We start from the raw sequence: 17,781 nt of genomic DNA, 5'->3' as shown, positions 1-17,781 counted from the left end.
AGTTTGATAAAGCTGAAATCACTACGGCGCTTCTTGCACCCTGCGCTTGGCGATGGAGAGTTTCGAGTAGTGTACTGGGGCGGCGGGTGCACTATTTTCAATCGCCTTGAGAAATGCCTCGGCGTCGTTCATGGGCAGGCGTTTGAGGTACTCGACATCCAGGTTCCACCATTCGCTTGCAAGCAGCCGCTCAATGACTTCAGCGCTATGCCGGTACTTGATGAACTTGGCTGGGTTTCCGCCAACGATCGCATAGGGGGGCACGTTTTTTGTCACCACTGCCCGTGTGGCAATGATTGCCCCCGTGCCTACCTCTACACCTTCCAAAATGGTCGCGCCATGCCCGACCCAGACATCGTGGCCCAGGGTCACCCAAGCGGCCCCTGGCGAATAGGACAAGCCTCCCGTTTCATACTGGAAGGGGTGCGTGCTTACCCAATCGGTAGGGTGGGTATGCTTTTCCTGGCCCAGTGTGCAGTCGGATCCGATCGAGCAAAAACGGCCGATCGCAGAAATCACGGATAACGTGCTGCCACTCCTGATGTAGGTGTGGGCACCGATGGTTACCGACGGCGACTCTACCCTGACGTGTCCAAGGCTTACACCTTGCTCAATGGTTGCGCAGGCACGGGCGCTGAAGGAACCAGAACCTCCGGCGGCTTTGCCGCCCAGTTTTCGGAACGCTTTCTTGAATTGTCGTTCTTTGAATATTTTGAGCATAGTTTTGATCGCATCACGCTTTTGGGGGATCTTAGCAAGCCTTCTGCAATGAACAAACGCTTACTCCGCCCATTCCGGGTCGCCCGTGAACACCACCGTCAACCAGCGGTTCGGCCCTTCACCGCCCACGGCTTCACCAATCTCGTTGCGCCACGCGTCCCATTCATCGATGGTCTTCGCTGCCATGGCCTTGGGTACGATGAAGTACAGCTCGATCTCGCGTGAGCGCCCGACCTTGGCAACATAGGCACGGTAGGACTGCAACCCGTGGCGGGCGACAAAGGCCTTGGCCACTTCGTCCACGTGCAGCTTGAGGTCGCCTGGGGTGACCAGGAAAATGTCCGCCAGGGCCTGGCGCACCACCGCCATCGGCAGCGGCACAATCACCAGGCACACCAGGGCCAGTACCGCCGGGTCGATGTACGGTGATACCCACTCCCATGAGGTTCCCTGAACCGCGTAACCAAAGCAGAAGGCGATCAGCAGCGCAGCGGTGATGCTGGCCGACATCACCCAGCCCTTGACATCCATGGCCACGAAGTCCGACTTCAGCTGGCGGTTGGCGCGGGCCTCGACCAGGGCGATGGTCACGCAGCAGATCACGGCCACTACCGCGTAGACCATGGCAATGCCGAACTCCAGGTGTCGGCCGCCCTGCAGCAGGCTGCTGACGGCGTTGATCAGGGCATAGACCGCCACGCCGCTGAGCAGGATGCCATTGAGTGCCAGCACCATCGGCTCCAGGTGCCAGAAGCCCATGGTGAAACGCTCGCGCAGCTTGCGCGACATCTGCACGCTGGTGGTATGCGAGGTGATCAGCTTGACCACCACCAGCGACAGGCCGCTCATGCTGGCGTCGACCAGTGAGTAAACGCCATCGAACATGATCGAGAACGACCCGGAGGCCACGCCGAAAGCGATGCCGATGCTGGCGATGAACAGGGTGACGGCGATCGAGGTGCGCAGCAGGCCCTGTTCGCTGGTGATGTCGAAGAACGAGGATCGGGGGGCGGTTTGCATAAGGTGTGCTCGGCAAAAACGATGATGCTGTGGTGCCTGTGAGGGCCTCTTCGCGGGTAAACCCGCTCCTACAGGGGGCATGGCTTCAAAGGCCAGTGCGGGTCCCTGTGGGGGCGGGTTTACCCGCGAATAAGCCCTTACAGATTAGACGCGGAACTGCTCCATGAGCGCTTGTTGCTGGTTGGCCAGCCGGTTCAAGGCCTGGCTGATGCGAGCCGACTCGTCTGCCTGGCCTGCCAGCGATTGGGTAACGTCGCGAATGCCGGCTACGTTGCGGTTCACCTCTTCGGCCACTGCGCTCTGTTCCTCCGCGGCCGAGGCAATCTGCAGGTTCATGTCGCTGATCACCGCCACCGCCTCGCCAATGCGTTGCAGTGCCGGCAGGGCCTGCTCCATGCGTGCAGCACTGGCCTGCGCCTGGCGTTGGCCCTCGTGCATGGCGCCCACGACATCCTGGGTGCCTTGCTGCAAACCTTCGATGACCTGGCGAATTTCCTCCACCGACACCTGCGTGCGCTGTGCCAGCCCGCGCACCTCGTCGGCGACTACGGCAAAGCCACGGCCGGCTTCCCCGGCACGGGCTGCTTCAATGGCCGCATTCAGTGCCAGCAGGTTGGTCTGCTCGGCGATGGTACGGATGACTTCCAGTACCGTGCCGATCTGAGTGCTGCGGCCCTCCAGGGCGCGTGCGTCGGCCATGGCCGTGTCCATGTCCAGTGCCAGCCGGTCGATGCCCTGGCGGGTACTGTCGATCAACTGCAGGCCTTCCTGGCTGGCCTGGTCGGCGGCACGTGCCGCCTGGGCCGCCTGCGCGGCGTTATGGGCGACATCCAGCGCGGTGGCGCTCATTTCGTTGGCCGCGGTGGCCACTTGCTCGATTTCACGGTGTTGCTGCTGCATGCCGGCGCTGGTCTGGCTGGCGATGGCTGCCGACTGGTCGGCGGTGCCTCGGGCCTCCTGCAGCGAGCCTTTGACCTGGGCGATGACCGGCTGCAGTTTGTCGAGGAAGCGGTTGAACCACGCGCTGAGCTGGCCCAGTTCGTCCTGGCGGGCGTAGTCCAGGCGGCGGGTAAGGTCGCCTTCGCCGCTGGCGATGTCTTCAAGCCGGGCAGCCACCGCCAGGATCGGGCGGGTTACCCCGCGGGCCGTGAGCCACACCAGCAGCAAGCCCAGCACTGCCGCGCCCAGGCCGATCAGCAGGCTGGTCAGGTTGGCACGCTGGTTGTGCGCATCCAGGCGCTGATTGAGGGCTACCGCGGGCGCCTGCAGCACGCTTTCCGGCACTTCCAGCAATACCTGCCACGGGGCGGCGTCGGGAATGGGCGTGAAGGGGTGCGCAACCCGTAACTGGCCAGCGGCAACTGCAGGCTCAACGGGTTTGCCGAGCATGCTGGCGTCGCGGCTATTGCCTGCCAGCAGACCGGCCGCGCTGGCGATGCTCACCTGGCCCTGACCCTCGAACAGCTCGCGGCGGCCGTTTGTGCTCAGTTGCTGCAGGTTGTCCAGGCTGATATCCAGGCCGACCACGCCCACCACTTTGCCGTGTTCCAGCAAGGGCAGGGCGATGCTGGTCATCAGTACCTGGCTGCCGTTGACCTCGTCCAGATACGGTTCCAGCAGGCAGGTTGTGCCGGTCTCCAGTGGGCAGGTCAGCCAGCGGTTCTTCGCCGCGCCGTTGCTGCCGATGCTGGCGTCGCCGAGCAGCGCTTCTGGCATGGCTTCGCGCTCCAGGGTGCCCGGGCGCGGCTGCGACCAGTACAGCGAAAAGCGCCCGCTCTCGTTGCTGCCCACCGCGTCCTGGCCGCGGTACTGGCTGTCTTGCTGGTCCAGTGCATCGGGTTGGAACACCAGGTACAGGCCGATCATGTCAGGTTTGCCGGCCAGGCTGGCTCGCGCCTGGCGGGTGAGTTCTGCGCGCAGGTCGTTGCCACCTCGGGCTTGCAGCACTTGCACCAGGCGGGCAAAGCCATTGCCGTATTGATAAGCGTCCATGAAGTAGCGCTGAATGCGCAGGGCCTGGGTTTCGGCGTGGGCTTCCAGGCGCTGCCGCGCGCTGCTGTCGAGCATGGCGGTGTTGGCTTGGTTGACCAGCGTGGCACTGCGTTGTGCCTGAGTCAGCGAGGTGGCCACCAGCAAGGCGACGATGGCCAGCAGGCAAAGGCCGGCCAGCAAGGTGATCTTCCATTGGATGGAGAGGCGGCGCAGCAGCATGGAGCTTTCCTTTTCGAACACTGCAACGCCCGCGGCCAGGCGCGGGCGTTGTGGGTAGCGTGGGTCATTCAGGCACGTAGTTGGGGGGCGCCGAGCGGAACGCCTTGGTCAGCCAGCCCAGGTACAGCAGGCCGAGCGCAGCCCAGATACCGCCAAAGATCAGCGAGTGGGCATTCAGGTCCAGCCACAGCGAAACGATGATGCAGAAGCCGATGGTGGGCAGTACCAGGTACTTCAGCTGGTTGGCCAGGCCCTTGCGGTTGCCCTCGCGCAGGTAGCAATGGTTGATCACCGACAGGTTGACGAAGCTGAACGCCACCAGGGCGCCGAAGTTGATGATCGAGGTGGCAGTCACCAGGTCGAAGAAGATCGCCGACAGCGAAATGATGCCGACCACGGCAATGTTCAGTACCGGTGTCTTGTAGCGTGCGTGCAGGCGGGCGAAAACGCGGGCCGGGATCACGTTGTCGCGGCCCATCACGTACAGCAGGCGCGACACGCTGGTCTGCGAGGCCAGGCCCGAGGCGATGGTGTTGATCACCGTGCAGGCAATGAACACCGACTGGAACAGTTTGCCCCCGACATACAGGGCGATTTCCGGCAGGGCCGCCTCGTGGTCATGGAATCGCGCCATGGTCGGGAAGTAGGCCTGGATGAAGTACGACACGGTGATGAACACCACGCCACCGATCAGGGCGGTGAGGAAGATCGCTCGCGGGATGGTCTTGCCCGGGTCGCGGGTTTCTTCGGACAGGCAAGTGACGGCGTCAAAGCCCAGGAACGAGAAGCACAGGATGGTCGCGCCGGCGGCCAGTGCGCTGAACTGGGTCTGACCGTCGGCGAACGGGATCAGGCTCCAGGCCGTGCCAAGCCCTTCACCGTGGTGCAGGCCACGCACGCACAGGTAGATGAACACGGCGATGATCGCCACCTGCACGCCCACGAACAGCAGGTTGAAGTGCGCCACCAGGTTCACGCTGCGCATGTTGATCAGGCTGATGAGGGTCACGAAAGCGGCCACCCACACCCATGCGGGTACTTCCGGGAACATCGCCGAGAGGTACAGCTTGGCCAGCAGGGCATTGACCATTGGCAGCAGCAGGTAATCCAGTAACGACGACCAGCCGACCAGGAAACCCACGTGCGGGTTGATCGCGCGCTGGGTGTAGGTGTAGGCCGAACCCGACTGCGGGAAGCGTTTCACCAGGGTGCCATAGCTGACTGCGGTGAACAGGATACCGGCCAGCGCCAGGATGTACGCGCTGGGCACGTGGCCGGCGGTTATCCCGCTGACGATGCCGAAGGTGTCGAATACCGTCATCGGTGTCAGGTAGGCCAAGCCAATGATGATCACGTGCCACAGGCGCAGGGTTTTGCGAAGTTGGCCGTTGCCGGCAGCGCTAGGGTCATGCTGCATGCTGGCATGGCTCCTGTTGCTGGACGCGAACGGCGGGCACGGGGTATGGCGCATGCGGCAAGGGCGAGCGGGTGGGCTCCATGTTGTTCACCTTTTATGTTGGAGCAGCGGAAGGCGCGATGGGGGGCGCGCAAAGTGGTGAAAATAAAAAACGATGGGTAGGTGGGTGTCAAGTTAAACATGACAAGACGTTACGGCATTGAAATATTTATCGATATTAAGTGGATTTTGTTCGGTTTTTACGCGGTTTTTTGCGGTTCTGATCAATTTGTGTGTTCGAAAAAATCAACGATTCGGCCGTGGGGTCAATCGGTTTGTCAGATGCTTCCGAAAGGCAGGATTTCGGCACTTTGGCCTGCGTCCCGTGCCTGCGAGGGTGATATTCTTCGTCCTCTGTGTGGCCCGTGGCCGCCTACCCAGCCCTTACGGACAGCAATCGGTTCAATTCATGAAGAAATCAGTTGGCATTCTTTCCGGCCTGGCGGTTGCCATCGCCGTCGCAACTACCGCTGGCGCCTGGTACACCGGCAAGCAGTTGCCAGCCGAGCTGGACAACGCGCTTGCCCGCAGCAACGCCGAGCTGCAAAAGGCCCTGGTCACCACCGGTGGCAGCCTGCGTATCGAGCGGGTGTCGCTGGAGCAGCACTTCTTCAGCAGTACTGCCCAGTACCGGCTCAAGGCCCGCGACATCAACGTAGGTGAAGGCGAGGTGATCAACTTCGACGTGGGCGTGACCGACCACATCGAGCACGGCCCATTCCCCTGGTCGCGGGTCAAGGCGCTGAAGCTGGTGCCGGTGATGGCCGTCAGCAACAGCACGTTGCAGAAGGACGATGCCGTCGCGCCTTGGTTCGACGCTGCCGGCGGCAAGGTGCCGCTCAGCGCGCAGACCAGCCTGGGTTACGGGGGAGATGTGGTCAGCCGGATTCAACTGGCGCCGCTCAAGCTCGACAAGGCAGACGGCAACCGCCTCGATTTTTCGGGGATGCAACTGGAGGTCAGTGGCGACAAGGACGGCAAGGCCTCCAAGTTCCACGGCCATGCCGACCGTTTGCTGATGAAGCTGGTGAACGACGACCAGCCACCGGCCACATTCGAGCTTCAGGGCCTCAAGCTTGGTGGCAACCTGGCGGCCACGCCGTACGACAATATCTACGTGGGCAACGTCGACCTGTTGTTGGCCGAGGCCAAGGTCACGCTAGGGCCAAAACAGCAGGTCCTGCTGGTCAAGGGCGTGGAGCAGTATGCCCTGCAGAGTCTTGAAACCCCCGACACCGTGGGCGGCCGCGTGGAGTACAAGGTCGGGGACATCAGTTGGGACGGCCGCGCGGTGGGCAAGGCGCAAATGGCGGTGAGCATCACCTCTGTCAATGCCCCGGCGCTGCAGGCCTTGTCGAAATGGTACCAGTCGCACCTGCCGGAGTTCGAAGCTGCCGCTGCTGCCGGCCAGCCGGTGCCGCAAATCCAGATGGACGACGCTGAAAAGGCCCGCTTCCAGGGCGACCTGCGGCAACTGCTGGCGGCCAAGCCCAAGGTGGCGGTGGAAAACCTGTCGTTCAAGACCGCCAACGGCGAGAGCCGCTTCAACATGGCGATGGACTTCGCCGCGCCGGCCAGCTTCGACCTGCCGCCGGACCAACTGAGCAAGCAGGTCGTCACCGAGGTGAAGAGCAAGCTCTCGCTGTCCAAACCCATGATTGGCGACCTGGCGACACTGCAAGCGCTGCTCGATGGCCAAACCGATGCCCAGGCGATCGCCATGCAGTCGGGGCAGGCCGGGGAGATGGTCGGCATGATGGCCGTGCAGAGCGGCCTGGCCACCGTGCAGGGCGATGATGTGGTCAGCAGCCTGCACTATGCCGATGGCATGGTCGATTTCAATGGGCAGAAGATGACCGTGGAAGAATTCGCCATGCTGATGGCCGCGCACCTCGCAGCGCTGTCGCCGCGGGGGTGATGGTTATCCGGCGCTGGTCTCCTGGTGGCTTCACCCGCGAACAGGCCAGCGCCGGCAATACAAAAACCCCTTTAGTAATCGCTGGATTCTCTGTAGCCTTCGGCCTCCGATAATAATCCGCGCCCGCAGAGGGCCGTGGCGGCCTGCGCCGTCCGGCACCCTTAGCCGATCTGTCAGGGCCGGGTGATACACTCGATTTGATGCGCACGCGCGCCTGCAGGTCCAGCGATCATGACCCAGATTTCCGAACGCCTGTTGGTTCAGGCCCACCTCGACGCCAAGCAGCCCAACCCGCTGACAGCCGAGCAGGAGGCCGAATACCGTGCGGCCATCGCTGCCGAGCTCAAGGCCCAGAACGCTGTGCTGGTCGCCCATTATTACTGCGACCCGGTCATTCAGGCGCTGGCCGAAGAAACCGGCGGCTGCGTGTCCGACTCGCTGGAAATGGCCCGCTTTGGTAAGAACCACCCCGCCGAAACGGTGATCGTGGCCGGTGTGCGCTTCATGGGCGAAACGGCAAAAATCCTCACCCCGGAAAAGCGCGTGCTGATGCCGACCCTGGAGGCCACCTGTTCGCTCGACCTGGGCTGCCCGGTCGAAGCGTTTTCGGCGTTCTGCGACCAGCACCCGGAGCGCACCGTGGTGGTGTATGCCAATACCTCCGCTGCGGTGAAGGCCCGTGCCGACTGGGTAGTGACCTCCAGCTGCGCACTGGAAATCGTCGAGAGCCTGATGGACAACGGCGAAACCATCATCTGGGGCCCGGACCAGCACTTGGGCCGTTACATCCAGAAGCAGACCGGTGCCGACATGCTGTTGTGGGACGGTGCCTGTATCGTCCATGAAGAATTCAAGTCGCGCCAGTTGGCCGACATGAAGGCGTTGTACCCGGACGCCGCCATCCTCGTGCACCCTGAATCACCGGAAGCGGTGATCGAGTTGGCGGATGCGGTGGGGTCCACCAGCCAGTTGATCAAGGCCGCGCAGACCTTGCCGAACAAGACCTTCATCGTTGCTACCGACCGCGGCATCTTCTACAAGATGCAGCAGTTGTGCCCGGACAAGGTATTCGTCGAGGCGCCTACTGCCGGCAACGGCGCCGCCTGCCGCAGCTGCGCGCACTGCCCGTGGATGGCCATGAACACCCTCGAGCGCGTGCTGCACTGCCTGCGCAATGGGGGGGATGAGATTTTTGTCGACCCCGCGTTGGTGCCCAAGGCGATCAAGCCATTGAACCGCATGCTGGACTTCACCCAGGCGGCGCGGCTCAAGCTTTCCGGTAACGCCTGAGATTGCCGGAGGCCGCTCGGCGGCCCCAGCACAGCCACCGCGCCGCCTGCTTCGCGGGTAAACCCGCTCCTACAGCTCACGCTACCGATGTAGGAGCGGCCTCAGCCGCGAACACCGGCAAAGCCGGTGCCATCCACCGGGTTGGATTCTTCGCGGGCACGCCCGCTCCCACACAGCGAACACCTGCAACGCCGGTGCCAGCCACCGCGTCGCCTGCTTCGCGGGTAAACCCGTTCCTACAGCTCACGCTACCGATGTAGGAGCGGCTTCAGCCGCGAACACCGGCAAAGCCGGTGCCATCCACCGGGTTGGATTCTTCGCGGGCACGCCCGCTCCCACACAGAGAACACCTGCAACGCCGGTGCCAGCCACCGCGTCGCCTGCTTCGCGGGTAAACCCGCTCCTACAGCTCACGCTACCGATGTAGGAGCGGCCTCAGCCGCGAACACCGGCAAAGCCGGTGCCATCCACCGGGTTGGATTCTTCGCGGGCACGCCCCTCCCACACAGCGAACACCTGCAACGCCGGTGCCAGCCACCGCGTCGCCTGCTTCGCGGGTAAACCCGTTCCTACAGCTCACGCTACCGATGTAGGAGCGGCTTCAGCCGCGAACACCGGCAAAGCCGGTGCCATCCACCGGGTTGGATTCTTCGCGGGCGCGCCCGCTCCCACACCGGCAACGCCGGTGCCCGTAGCGGCATTGTGTCGCGATGGACCTCAAGCGGCTTATAGCCAGCCCGACCTCTTGAAACTGGCATACAACCCGGTACACCCCGCAGCAATTACCCCCAACACCGCAAAATAGCCGTAATGCCAGCTCAGCTCCGGCATATTCTGGAAGTTCATCCCATACACCCCGGCGATCGCCGTGGGGAACGCCAGGATCGCCGCCCACGCGGCAAACTTGCGTTGCACGATGCTTTGCCGTGACGACTCCAGGAACATGCCGATCTCGATAGTCTGGCTGGCAATGTCGCGAATGCCCGACAAGTCCTCCATCTGCCGTGTGACGTGGATTTGCACATCACGAAAATACGGGCGCATGTTCTTGTCGATAAACGGGAAGCTCAGGCGCTGCAGCTCTTCGCTGACCTCGACCATGGGCGCCACGTAGCGGCGCAGGCGCAGAATATCGCGGCGCAGGCTGTGCAGGCGGCGAATGTCGTCCTCTTGCAGTGAGCCCCCCAGCACGCTCTGCTCCAGCGCTTCGATCTCGCCATGGATGGCTTCGCTGACTGGCTGGTAGTTTTCGGTGACGAAGTCGAGCAGGGCGTACAGCACGAAGTCTTCACCGTGCTCCAGCAGCAAGGGCCGCGCCTCGCAGCGCTGGCGCACCATGGCATAGGATTTGGAGTGGCCGTTGCGGCAGGTGATGATGTAGCCGTTGCCGGCGAAGATGTGGGTTTCGATGAACTCCAGCTTGCCTTCGTGACGTACCGGCGAGTATGTGACGATGAACAGCGCGTCGCCGAATGTCTCGAGCTTGGGGCGGCTGTGCTTTTCCAGGGCATCCTCAATGGCCAGTTCGTGCAGGTTGAACTGGCATTGCAGGGTGGCCAGCTCCTCGGCGTTGGGCTCTTCCAGGCCGATCCAGACAAAATGCCCAGGCTTGCGTGCCCACTCGCTGCCCTCGTCGATGCTGATGTTGGTGACCTTCCGGCCGGCGCTGTACACCGCTGACGCCACTACTCGACCCATGGTTGCCCGCTTATTCCGGTTGAACACGGTTCATAGCTTGGGCTGTAGACGGCAGAAGAGCAACCTAGCCCTTGCCCAGTTCCCCTTCCATGCGCTCGATGCACTGTTGCATCTGCACACGGCACTGCTCCACCAGTGCTGGCAGGTCCTGCTGGGTCAGGCCCGCGGTGGCAATGGGCGGCAGCGAGCGCACGATCACGGTGCGGCGGCGCCAGCTGTTCAGGCTCAGGCGCCGGGCATAGCGGCTGACGCACACTGGCACGATCGGCACGCCGGCCTCGATGGCCATGTGAAACGCGCCTTTCTTGAACGCCAGCAACTGCTCGCCGGCATTGCGTGTGCCTTCGGGGAAAATCCAGATAGAGGTGTCGTTCTGCAGCACCCGGGTGGTCTTCTGCAGGGCCTTGCGCGCCTGGTAGGCATTGTTGCGGTCGACCAACACGTTGCCGCCCAGCCAGAACAGCTGACCGAACAACGGTATCCAGCCCAGGCTTTTCTTGCCGATGGCGACCGTGCGCTGCGGCACCACTTGGCCCAGCACGAACAGATCGAAGTTGGACTGGTGGTTGGCCACGATCACGCAACCGGGCGGTTGGTCCCACAGCGGGCCGACCTCGGCCTTGACCTTGATGCGCAGCAGCCAGGTGGCCGGCCGGCTGTAAAGGCGGGCGAACAGGCGGCTGTTGTCGGGGTTGAAGGGGCGGCACAGGCCAATGGCCAGGCCCAGGACGCCAACGGCGAGAAAGTGCAGCGCCAGCAGGAGCATGCGCAATAAATAAAGCATGGTACGACTCACACCAGACAGTCGCCGGGCAGTGTACGGCTGTGCACTGGTTGGGGCAAATGCCGGTGTCAGCTTGTGCTGGCCACTTCGCGGGTGAGCCCGCTCCTGCGCGGGAGCAGCGTACGCCTGCCCCGCGTCGCGGCCAGCAGGCTCAACCCATAGGCTGCTGGTCCAGTTGTATGGCGGTGTCCAAGGCCTCGAGCAGCCCTTTGCGCACCTTCAGCTTGGTGTTCTTGTGCGCCAGCATGTTCAGCTTCTTCAATTCCCGCGCCACGCTCAGCGCCGCTTCCTGCAGTTGTTCGGCAGGCACCACCTTGTCGAGGAAGCCGGCATCCACCGCCGCATGCGGGTCAAACACTTCGGCGTTGATCACCGACCGGTGGAAGGCCGAGCGGCGCAGACGGTCGCGGGCCAGTTCGATGCCGGCGTGGTGCATGGTCATGCCGATCTGCACTTCGTTCAGGCAGATCTTGTACGGCCCTTCGACGCCAATGCGGTAGTCGGCCGACAGCAGCAGGAAGGCGCCCTTGGCCACGGCATTGCCCGGGCAGGCGACCACCACCGGGAAGGGGTGAGCCAGCAGGCGGCGGGCGAGGGTGGACCCGGCGGTGACCAGGCTGATGGCTTCCTGTGGGCCGCGGGTCATCACCTTGAGGTCGTAGCCGCCCGACAGAATGCCCGGCTGCCCGGTGATGATCACCACCGCGCGGGCCTCGGCGGCGCGGTCCAGCGCGGCATTGAACGCGCTGATGACCTCCGGCGAGATGGCATTGACCTTGCCGTTGTTCAGGGTCAGGGTGGCGATGCCGTCTTCGGCGTGGTAGGTAATCAGCTCGCTCATGGCAGAGTCCTTTTGTTGGCGTGGCACCGACGTTACCCAGCGCGATGGGCAAGGTAAAGCAGCAAGGCTGACTGGTCGGTCAGCGCCCAGCCGGGCTCTGGTGCAAATACATGAAAAAACTGAAAAAAATGCTTGCCAAAGGGGAGCGCTTTCACTAAATTAGCGCACCTCGACGGGCCGCAAGGCTTGAAGAGAAACGGTGAAGTGTCCGAGTGGTCGAAGGAGCACGCCTGGAAAGTGTGTATACGAGAAATCGTATCAAGGGTTCAAATCCCTTCTTCACCGCCACATTCTACGAAAAGCCCCCGCGCTGAAAAGCCCGGGGGCTTTTTGTTTCAAGGCCCATTGGGCCGGCTGCACAGCCCCTGTGGCAGCGGGCATGCCGGCGCTGGGCCGCAAGCGGCCCTGAATATCAGAAGCTGACCGAAGCTGACAGCCGGGCAGTGCGCGGCGCGCCCTGGAACAGGTAGTTGTCACCCAGGTAGTCGCCCACATCGCGCCAGTAACGCTTGTCGAACAGGTTGTCCACCGTCAGCCGCAATACCGTGTCATACCCCCCGACCCGTGTGCGATAGCGGCTGCCTACATCGAATACCGTGTACCCACCAACCGCCACATTCCCCGCCTGGCTCGCATACTTGCTGGCGCTGTAGCGTGCGCCGCCCAGCAACGCCAGGCCTGCGACCGGCAGGGTGTATTCGGCGTGCAGTGCTGCGCGCAAGCGTGGCACGTTGATCACCTGATGCCCTTCATAGTCGGCCGTGCCGCTGTCCTGCACCCGCGCCCGAATGGCCGCTGCGCTGGCTTGCACCTGCAGCCTGCGGGTCAGCCAGCCGCTGGCGCCCAGTTCCAGGCCGATGTTCTTCTGCTGGCCTTGCTGCACGTAAGTGAAGCTGCCGGCGCCGTCGGGGCGCGCATACTGATAGGCCTGGCGAAGCTGAAACAGCGCGGCGCTGAGGCTCAGCGCCTGCCAGTCGTGCTTGAGGCCCAGCTCCAGCTGGTGTGATGTTGTGGGCGCGAGGATTTCGGCGGCGTTGCTGGCGAACCAGGGCGCCGTCCCGCCAGCGGACAACCCCTTGGCGTAGCTGGCATATACGGTGGTCTCCGGCTGCGGCTTGTAGATGAGCGCAGCATTGGGCAGCAGTTGGTATTGGCGGGTATGGCGCCCGGCAACGCCGGTCTCGTCCCAGGTCTGTTCGTCCAGGCGTATCTCACGGGCACCCAGCACGGTTTGCCAATGCTCGTTGAAACGGATGCTGTCGCTGACGAACAGGCCGTACTGGCGGCTGTCCAGGCGGCGCTGGCTGGCGCCAAGCGGCTGGTCGGACGGCTCGAAAGCCGGGGCCCCGGTGTCGATGTTGCCGGTACCCAGCCAGGCGTTGTAATACGGGCGCTGGTCCAGCGTGCGCCGCTGGGCGCTGCTGCCCACGGTCAGTTCGTGGCCCACCCCCAGGCCATCGAAGCGCCCGGTGAGCAAGGCCTGGGCCTCGTCGGTGCGGCGGGTGTCGTCTGGGCTGCGGTAGTCGTAGATGTCGTAATCGCCCGTGCTGCCGAAGTACGCGCCTTCACTCGAGCCCCAGGCAAACGCACTGTAGTCATCGATCACCACCTTGCTGCGCGAAGCGCTGAGGGTGCCGGTCCAGTTGTCGTTGAAGCGGTACTCGAAGCGCCCGCCCAGGTTCAGCGAGTCGGTCTGCACCGGCTTTGCCCAGTGCTGGTAGGCCAGCCGGTCATCCGGGTCGATGCCGTGCGGCACTGCGCTGCCGCCGAGCAACTGGTAACCGGGCACCGAGCGCTGTTCGCGGTGCTGGTATTCAGCGTCCAGCTGCAGGGTGGCGTCGGGGCTGATCTGCCAGTCGAAGGCCAGCGAGGCGAAGTCGCGCTGGCCATCAGCATGGTCGACGTACGAGCGCAGGTCTTCATGGGCCAGGTTGGCGCGCAGGCCGAACTGCTGTTCGCTGCCAAACCAGCCGCCAAGGTCGGTGGCCAGGTAGCGCTCGCCCTGTTCGTTGGTCGACAGCGTAAGGCTGCGCACCGCTTCAGCGCGCTTGGTCACGTAGTTGATCAAGCCGCCGGGGGCCGCTACGCCGCTCTGCAGCCCGGACAGCCCCTTGAGCAGTTCCACCTGCTGCTTGTTCTCCAGGGCCACGCTCTGTTCGCCGGCGATGGTCTGACCGTTGATGCGGTAGCTGCTGGCCGCGTTCAGCGCAAAGCCCCGCACATTGAAGTTTTCGTAGTAACCAATGGGGGCATAGCTTTCGCCAACCGACGCGTCGCTTTGCAGCACTTGGCTGAGCATGCGCACCTGGCGGTCTTCCAGCAGTGGCTGGCTGAACACACTGATCGAAGCCGGGGTGTCGAGCAGAGGGGCGGGCTGGAAGCCACCCACTGCAGCCTCGCTGGCCTGGTAGCCGTCGTTGGCGTAGGTATCGACGACCTGCACTGGGGCCAGCAGCACGCTGCCCTGGGCGAGCACGGCAGGGCACTGCAAGGCCAGGCCCAGGCCGAGCAGGCTCAGGGGCAGGCGGGGAGGACGCGGGGGCATGCGGGGGGCTCCTGAAGGCGCGACAGGCCGGCAAAAAGGCGGCATCTTACCAGCCGCCTTGACCCCAAGACGATCCACGCGTTGCGCCACGCTGTCAGGCAGATGCGCCTGGCCGTTGTGCTGGCGCCAGTTGCCGTCGATTGTCGACCAGGTATCGCTGCCTGTAACAGGCGCCTAGGCCGCCCCGGCGGAGGGGCGAGCTTCGGTTTTACGCGCGGCAAGCAGCCATGCCAGCAATGCCAGGGCGCCGATGACCAACCCTGCCGCGACGATGCCCAGCCAGCCTTGGCGCTGGTACAGCTGCGTGCCTAACAAAGAGCCTAGCGCCCCGCCAATGAAGTAGCAGGTGATATACCCGGCGTTGAGCCGGGTACGCGCTTCGGGCCGCAGGGCGATCACGGCGTTCTGGTTGCTCACGTGGACCAGTTGCACCGCCAGGTCGAGCATCAGCACGCCCAGCAGCAAGGCCAGCAGTGACTGTTGGGCAAACCCCAGCGGTACCCACGACAGCAGCAGTACCACCAGGCCCACGGTGGTGCCCAACTGGCCCTTGCCCCGGTCGGCCAGGCGCCCGGCCCAGTTGGCCGACAGTGCACCGGCTGCACCCGCCAGGCCGAACAGGCCGATCACCGCATCTGAATAATGGTAAGGAGGGTTTGCCAGCAGGAATGCCAACGGTGTCCAGAACAGGGCGAACAAGCTGAATGCCAGCAGGCCCAGCAGCGAGCGCAGGCGCAGTACCGGCTCTTCCAGGAACAGGCGGAACACCGAGCCGATCAGCGCCGGGTACTTCAGCCCGGCATGGCTGTGGTGTTGCGGCAGGCTGCGGTACAGCGCCACGGCGGTGATCGCCATCAGCACGGCGGCCAGCACATAGATGCTGCGCCAGCCGCCCAGTTCGGCCATGAAGCCGGCCGCGGTGCGCGCCAGCAAAATGCCCAGCAGCAGCCCGCTCATCAGTGTGCCGACCGCGCGGCCGCGCTGCTGCGGCTCGCTCAGCGAGGCAGCCATGGGCACCAGAATTTGTGCCACTACCGAGAACAGGCCGGTCAACGCCGTACCGAGGATCAGCCATGGCAGGCCAGGCGCACAGGCGCTGATGACCAGGCCGAGGGTGGCGATGACGGTCATCACGGTGATCAGCCGACGCTGCTCGAACAGGTCGCCTAGCGGTGCCAGCAGCAACAGGCCGGCGCCATAGCTGAGCTGCGCGGCAATCACGATGCTGCCGGCGCTGGCGGTGCTCAGGCCGAATTGCTGGGCAATGCTGTGCAACAGCGGCTGGGCATAGTAGTTGCTGGCCACGGCCAGGCCGGTGGCGGTGGCCATCAGCAGGATCAGGGTGCGGCTGAGAGTAGGGGCGGGCATGTGTTTCTCGTAGCGGGCAGGAGCAAGAGGGGGATTATCGGCAAGCACAGGGCACGGCACCAATGCATTTGCGGGGGCGGGTGGCGCTCGATCTACAGGGTGCCACCACACCAACGGCGCAATCAGGCGGCAAAGCCACCGTCCACCGTCAAGCTGGCCCCCGTGATATACCCCGCTTCAGGCCCGGCCAGGTAGGCCACGAAGCTGGCAATTTCGTCCGCTTCGCCATACCGCCCGATTGCCATCAGCGGGATCAGGCTTTCGGCGAATTCGCCGCTGGCCGGGTTCATGTCGGTGTCCACCGGCCCTGGTTGCACGTTGTTCACGGTAATGCCCTGCGGCCCCAGGTCGCGCGCCATGCCGCGGGTCAGGCCGACCAGCGCCGACTTGCTCATGGCATAAGGCGCGCCGCCGGCAAATGGCATGCGCTCGGCATTGGTGCTGCCAATGTTGATGATGCGCCCGCCCTGGCCCATGTACCGCGCCGCTGCCTGGCTGGCGACAAAGACACTGCGTACGTTCACCGCCAACGTGCGGTCGAAATCGGCGAGGTCGAATTCGGTCAGCGGCGCGACCGTCAGTACCCCGGCATTGTTGACCAGGATATCCAGCCGGCCGAAGGCCTTCACGGTGTCGTCCACGGCCAGCTGCACGGCGGCGGCATCGGCGCTGTCGGCGCGCAGGGCCAGGGCCTTGCCGCCGTTGTCGCCGATTTCCCGTGCCAGGTCTTCTGCCGGCCCGGCAGAGCTGACATAGGTGAAGGCCACTTGCGCACCCTCGCGGGCCAGGCGCCGCACGATAGCCGCACCAATACCCCGGGAACCGCCCTGTACCAGGGCCACCTTGCCTTCGAGTGTAAGTTGCTTGGACATGCTGATCTCCTGCTGGAAGCCAGGCTGGAATGCCTTGGATAGGCGCAGTATCGGCGCTTGATTACCTGCTGATAAGATGGCAATCACTATAAGCAGAGTAAACCTTTGGTTGCCAATCATGGCCATGGAATCGTTCAACGCGTTGGAATGCTTCATCCGCAGTGCCGAGGTGGGCAGCTTTGCCGAAGCGGCCAGGCGCTTGCGTATCACGCCCGCTGCCGTGGGCAAGCACGTTGCGCAGTTGGAGGCGCGCCTGGGGGTGCGGTTGTTCCAGCGTAGTACCCGCAAGCTGACCTTGACCGAAGCAGGGCAGCGTTTTCTTGGCGAGGTAAGCGACAGCTTTCGCACCATTCAGTATGCGGTGGCCAACCTGGCCAGTGCCGAAGGGCAACCGGCCGGGCTGCTGCGGGTCAGCATGGGCACGGTGTTCGGGCGTTTGTACGTGCTGCCCTTGCTGGGCGAATTTCTGCGCCGCTACCCAGCCATTACTCCGGACTGGCATTTCGATAACCGCCAGGTCGACCTGATCGGCCAGGGCTTCGACGCGGCCATTGGCGGTGGTTTTGAACTGCCGCCGGGGATGGTGGCGCGCAAGTTGACCCCGGCGCACCGGGTGCTGGTGGCGGCGCCGGCGTACCTGCAGCGGCATGCACAGATCGATGAGCCGCCCGTGTTGCAGCGCCATGACGGCATTCTGATCCGCTCGCCGCAGACCGGGCGGGTGCGCTCGTGGCCGTTGACCAGCCGCTGGCAGGGACAGCAGCCATTGCTCTTGCGCCAGGCCATGACCATGAGCGATTCGGACGCTGCCTGCGCGGTGGCCGAGCAGGGGCTGGGGATTGCGCTGGTGAGTTTGCCGTTCGCGGTGCCCTACCTGCAGGCCGGCCGGTTGCAGCGGGTGTTGCCGGACTGGTATGTGGACGATGGGCATATCAGCCTGTATTTCGCCGAGCACAAGCTGTTGCCGGGCAAGACCCGTGCATTCGTCGATTTCATCGTCGAGCAGTTCGCCGAGCAGGGCCTGGCGGGGCGCTTCGATGCCCTGCAGTGTTAGTAGG

At 63.9% G+C, this 17,781-nt stretch carries 12 protein-coding genes, 1 tRNA gene and 2 pseudogenes; 4 read left to right on the top strand and 11 right to left on the bottom strand.

Going from position 1 to position 17,781, the window contains the following annotated elements; translation table 11 throughout:
- Window positions 1–21 precede the first annotated feature (21 nt).
- The 5 genes and pseudogenes from K4A76_RS17200 to K4A76_RS17185 all read right to left on the bottom strand — a co-directional run bounded on the left by K4A76_RS17200 (window position 22) and on the right by K4A76_RS17185 (window position 5,368).
- Window positions 22–720: a CatB-related O-acetyltransferase gene (locus K4A76_RS17200; protein ID WP_274410775.1), complete on the bottom strand. Its 699-nt coding sequence runs from the start codon at window positions 718–720 to the stop codon at window positions 22–24.
- 60 nt (window positions 721–780) lie between these two features.
- Window positions 781–1,740 carry a cation diffusion facilitator family transporter gene (locus K4A76_RS17195; RefSeq protein WP_274410774.1) on the bottom strand — a complete coding sequence of 320 codons (960 nt, stop codon included), beginning with the start codon at window positions 1,738–1,740 and terminating at the stop codon, window positions 781–783.
- Window positions 1,741–1,884: 144 nt separating this feature from the next.
- Window positions 1,885–2,394, bottom strand: a pseudogene (locus K4A76_RS23935) (methyl-accepting chemotaxis protein); the annotation flags it as partial.
- Window positions 2,395–2,790: 396 nt separating this feature from the next.
- Window positions 2,791–3,606, bottom strand: a pseudogene (locus tag K4A76_RS23930) (PDC sensor domain-containing protein); the annotation flags it as partial.
- A 409-nt stretch (window positions 3,607–4,015) separates the two neighbouring features.
- Complete coding sequence (locus K4A76_RS17185; RefSeq protein ID WP_110679189.1) at window positions 4,016–5,368, bottom strand: APC family permease; 1,353 nt, start codon at window positions 5,366–5,368, stop codon at window positions 4,016–4,018.
- Between the two features lie 448 nt (window positions 5,369–5,816).
- Here K4A76_RS17185 and K4A76_RS17180 point away from each other — a divergent pair, with 448 nt between their 5' ends.
- Complete coding sequence (locus tag K4A76_RS17180; protein WP_274410772.1) at window positions 5,817–7,325, top strand: YdgA family protein; 1,509 nt, start codon at window positions 5,817–5,819, stop codon at window positions 7,323–7,325.
- A gap of 231 nt (window positions 7,326–7,556) precedes the next feature.
- Window positions 7,557–8,615, top strand: coding sequence for a quinolinate synthase NadA (gene nadA / locus K4A76_RS17175; protein WP_009684090.1), 1,059 nt, complete (start codon window positions 7,557–7,559; stop codon window positions 8,613–8,615).
- A gap of 726 nt (window positions 8,616–9,341) precedes the next feature.
- Here nadA and K4A76_RS17170 read toward each other — a convergent pair.
- The 3 genes from K4A76_RS17170 to K4A76_RS17160 all read right to left on the bottom strand — a co-directional run bounded on the left by K4A76_RS17170 (window position 9,342) and on the right by K4A76_RS17160 (window position 11,938).
- A complete protein-coding gene (locus K4A76_RS17170; protein ID WP_009684091.1) occupies window positions 9,342–10,313 on the bottom strand; it encodes a magnesium and cobalt transport protein CorA in 972 nt (323 codons plus the stop codon).
- 64 nt (window positions 10,314–10,377) lie between these two features.
- A complete protein-coding gene (locus tag K4A76_RS17165; RefSeq protein ID WP_274410771.1) occupies window positions 10,378–11,097 on the bottom strand; it encodes a lysophospholipid acyltransferase family protein in 720 nt (239 codons plus the stop codon).
- 151 nt (window positions 11,098–11,248) lie between these two features.
- Window positions 11,249–11,938: a crotonase/enoyl-CoA hydratase family protein gene (locus tag K4A76_RS17160; RefSeq protein WP_054913784.1), complete on the bottom strand. Its 690-nt coding sequence runs from the start codon at window positions 11,936–11,938 to the stop codon at window positions 11,249–11,251.
- Between the two features lie 198 nt (window positions 11,939–12,136).
- On the opposite strand from K4A76_RS17160, the gene K4A76_RS17155 reads away from it, so the two are divergent.
- Window positions 12,137–12,226 (top strand) — tRNA-Ser (locus K4A76_RS17155).
- 124 nt (window positions 12,227–12,350) lie between these two features.
- Here the strand turns inward: K4A76_RS17155 and K4A76_RS17150 are convergent.
- The 3 genes from K4A76_RS17150 to K4A76_RS17140 form a co-directional block, all read right to left on the bottom strand.
- Window positions 12,351–14,483: a TonB-dependent siderophore receptor gene (locus K4A76_RS17150; RefSeq protein WP_274410770.1), complete on the bottom strand. Its 2,133-nt coding sequence runs from the start codon at window positions 14,481–14,483 to the stop codon at window positions 12,351–12,353.
- A 174-nt stretch (window positions 14,484–14,657) separates the two neighbouring features.
- On the bottom strand, window positions 14,658–15,851 hold the full coding sequence (locus K4A76_RS17145) for an MFS transporter (protein WP_054913786.1): 1,194 nt from the start codon (window positions 15,849–15,851) through the stop codon (window positions 14,658–14,660).
- A gap of 122 nt (window positions 15,852–15,973) precedes the next feature.
- Window positions 15,974–16,723, bottom strand: a complete 750-nt coding sequence (locus tag K4A76_RS17140; RefSeq protein ID WP_009685217.1) for a 3-oxoacyl-ACP reductase family protein — start codon at window positions 16,721–16,723, stop codon at window positions 15,974–15,976.
- Between the two features lie 118 nt (window positions 16,724–16,841).
- Here K4A76_RS17140 and K4A76_RS17135 point away from each other — a divergent pair, with 118 nt between their 5' ends.
- On the top strand, window positions 16,842–17,777 hold the full coding sequence (locus K4A76_RS17135; protein WP_274410769.1) for a LysR family transcriptional regulator: 936 nt from the start codon (window positions 16,842–16,844) through the stop codon (window positions 17,775–17,777).
- Window positions 17,778–17,781 lie beyond the last annotated feature (4 nt).

The organism is Pseudomonas sp. NEEL19 (assembly GCF_028751975.1).
Lineage (GTDB): Bacteria > Pseudomonadota > Gammaproteobacteria > Pseudomonadales > Pseudomonadaceae > Aquipseudomonas > Aquipseudomonas juntendi.
Note: the sequence above shows the minus strand (reverse complement) of the source record. Positions and strands in the feature narration are given on the sequence as shown.

Bases quoted from the DNA above. Each gene is read 5' to 3' on its own strand.
- nadA (WP_009684090.1), top strand. From the start codon at position 7,557: ATGACCCAGATTTCCGAACGCCTGTTGGTTCAGGCCCACCTCGACGCC.
- K4A76_RS17170 (WP_009684091.1), bottom strand. From the start codon at position 10,313: ATGGGTCGAGTAGTGGCGTCAGCGGTGTACAGCGCCGGCCGGAAGGTC.
- K4A76_RS17200 (WP_274410775.1), bottom strand. From the start codon at position 720: ATGCTCAAAATATTCAAAGAACGACAATTCAAGAAAGCGTTCCGAAAA.
- K4A76_RS17160 (WP_054913784.1), bottom strand. From the start codon at position 11,938: ATGAGCGAGCTGATTACCTACCACGCCGAAGACGGCATCGCCACCCTG.
- K4A76_RS17195 (WP_274410774.1), bottom strand. From the start codon at position 1,740: ATGCAAACCGCCCCCCGATCCTCGTTCTTCGACATCACCAGCGAACAG.
- K4A76_RS17150 (WP_274410770.1), bottom strand. From the start codon at position 14,483: ATGCCCCCGCGTCCTCCCCGCCTGCCCCTGAGCCTGCTCGGCCTGGGC.
- K4A76_RS17180 (WP_274410772.1), top strand. From the start codon at position 5,817: ATGAAGAAATCAGTTGGCATTCTTTCCGGCCTGGCGGTTGCCATCGCC.
- K4A76_RS17135 (WP_274410769.1), top strand. From the start codon at position 16,842: ATGGCCATGGAATCGTTCAACGCGTTGGAATGCTTCATCCGCAGTGCC.
- K4A76_RS17140 (WP_009685217.1), bottom strand. From the start codon at position 16,723: ATGTCCAAGCAACTTACACTCGAAGGCAAGGTGGCCCTGGTACAGGGC.
- K4A76_RS17185 (WP_110679189.1), bottom strand. From the start codon at position 5,368: ATGCAGCATGACCCTAGCGCTGCCGGCAACGGCCAACTTCGCAAAACC.
- K4A76_RS17165 (WP_274410771.1), bottom strand. From the start codon at position 11,097: ATGCTTTATTTATTGCGCATGCTCCTGCTGGCGCTGCACTTTCTCGCC.
- K4A76_RS17145 (WP_054913786.1), bottom strand. From the start codon at position 15,851: ATGCCCGCCCCTACTCTCAGCCGCACCCTGATCCTGCTGATGGCCACC.